The organism is Thalassotalea sp. 1_MG-2023 (assembly GCF_030546745.1).
In the GTDB taxonomy this organism is placed as follows: Bacteria; Pseudomonadota; Gammaproteobacteria; order Enterobacterales; family Alteromonadaceae; genus Thalassotalea_C.
This window is the reverse complement of sequence record NZ_JAUOPD010000058.1, coordinates 1-1983: the sequence shown is the minus strand read 5'-3', so window position 1 is coordinate 1983 and position 1983 is coordinate 1. Positions and strand designations below refer to the sequence as shown.

General features: G+C 40.6%; 1 protein-coding gene and 1 pseudogene. One reads left to right on the top strand and one right to left on the bottom strand.

Annotated features, from left to right (window positions below):
• Positions 1 to 197 precede the first annotated feature (197 nt).
• The gene (locus Q4489_RS18175; RefSeq protein WP_303483356.1) at positions 198 to 611 is read left to right on the top strand and encodes a hypothetical protein; all 414 of its coding nucleotides are present in this window, start codon (positions 198 to 200) and stop codon (positions 609 to 611) included.
• 384 nt (positions 612 to 995) lie between these two features.
• Here the strand turns inward: Q4489_RS18175 and Q4489_RS18170 are convergent.
• Positions 996 to 1983, bottom strand: a pseudogene (locus Q4489_RS18170) (IS110 family transposase); the annotation flags it as partial.

Below are 1983 nucleotides of genomic sequence, written 5' to 3'. Positions count from 1 at the left end.
AGCTATAGTTGCTGCTATAGCTAGGGTCTCACTTTACCGAATAAGTTTAAGTTTTGTGGGTTTATTATCCATACAAGGCAATTAAACGGAACAAAAACAGTTGGCTTTGTTTCGTTCCTCAACAAGTATAGCCAACCATTTTTGTCCGCTTATTGCGGCGTTATGTGCCTTTTCTAGTACGCAGTAGGAATAACTAAATGAGTGATTATCAGGATTTTTGTGAGGCATTCGGTGGATGCGCTAGTGATCCAGATTTTATGGATAATTGGTTGGCTGAGTACGGTGGTGATAATTCTATAAAATCTCAACTTTCTCAGTTTGATTATACAGATATTGTTAAGAAATATAATTTATCTAACAATGAAGTTGAGCAAATCAAAAGTTATATGGATATTTATTGTGAGCATGACTTTAAGAATCAAAAAGATGCTAATAACTTTATTACCAATGAAAACCGTTGGGACGACTTCCCTGATATAAGATCGCTTAATGACCATGGGGTATATACAAATGTTCCAGGTATTTTACCCAAGTTTTATCGTATAACTTGTGAGATTCTCGATATTACAAAAGGAAATGGTGCCCCACTATTAAAAGCCACAAAGTATTAGAGGCACATAACAAGTCGCTACACACAGAAATTTTACTCGCTTCGCTCCCAAAATTCTGGTGAGCGAGGCGTTTGGTATGACTCCCCACGTCAAGTAAAAAACACCGATCCCTGCCCATTTATTTCAGAGCCATCATTTGTTTGTTTTGGATTAAGTTAACGCAGTAGATGAAGCAAGTAATTTCGTCGGTTATCATGCTGATATTCGTGGATTATTAACCTATTGGTTAACAGCGCCTACCTTACTTGTTCCGTCGTGACACCTGTCTTCAGTCTATGCTCGTGGTTCAACAATAGTTTCTTATCGTTGCCATCCTAACGCCCTCGGTGGTTGTGCCACACCCGATGCTTGATCTACATACGTTAACTTAAAAACTGTGTTCATTTATGCTGGTATCCTTGCGACACGCGCTCTTGGGTCTAACGGCATAATGACTATCTCTCGCGAGATTGCCCAGATATAGGCAATCATTTCTCTGGCGATTGCTGCTACGACAAGGTTACGATGCTTACCACGATTCATTAGTCGTTGATAACGTCGGCATAGCCTGAGTTGTGCTTGCCAGGCGATATCGACAATTTCTTTACTTAACCCTTCTTGCCGTTTTTGAAGCTCTGTGGATATATTGGCTTTGTACTTATAAGTTTGTGCGCCTTCTATCAGCAAACGCCTTGCGCGACCATTGCCACATTTGGTGAGTTTTCCTAATCGACGCTTGTCACCACTAGAGCTTTCGCTCGGTACTAGCCCTAAATAGGCCATGAGTTTTCTGGGATGATCAAACCGCCTAAGATCCCCTAATTCAGCAATAACGCCCACCGCAACTAACATACGTACACCGCGCATTGCTTGAATCGCTTTTACAACAGGGTAATAGCGCCATTGTTTCACTTGGTGGCCTAGTTCGTTCACTAAACGATCTACTCGTTTCATTCGCTCGATGATGGTTTGTATCATTTATGAAATACGTCCTTGTATTTCACCTAAAAGGCCAGCTAAAGCTGTTCAAATCTTTTCCATAAAGATTTGTCTTGCAACACAATTTGCTGGCTTTGGTGGGGTAATACGAGTTCAGTTAACCACCGTAAATGCTTTTTCGACCAATTATCTTTAACTTCACATTGAATATTGTTTCTAAGAAATAAGCCTTTAAGTTGAAACTTGGCGTCTTTTAAATCCTTCATGGCTGTTTCCCGAGCACGAGATAAATCTCGTATGGCTTCATCTTCAGATTCGGGTACATAAATAGCGGTGAGCGTTTCTGCCTTGAAAAGTAGCGCTAGTTTAGCTGCATCACGTTTATCAGTTTTTACTCGTTCGCCAGGTTTTTTAGGAATGAGTGAAGGGGCTACGATATAACAGCAATGGCCAA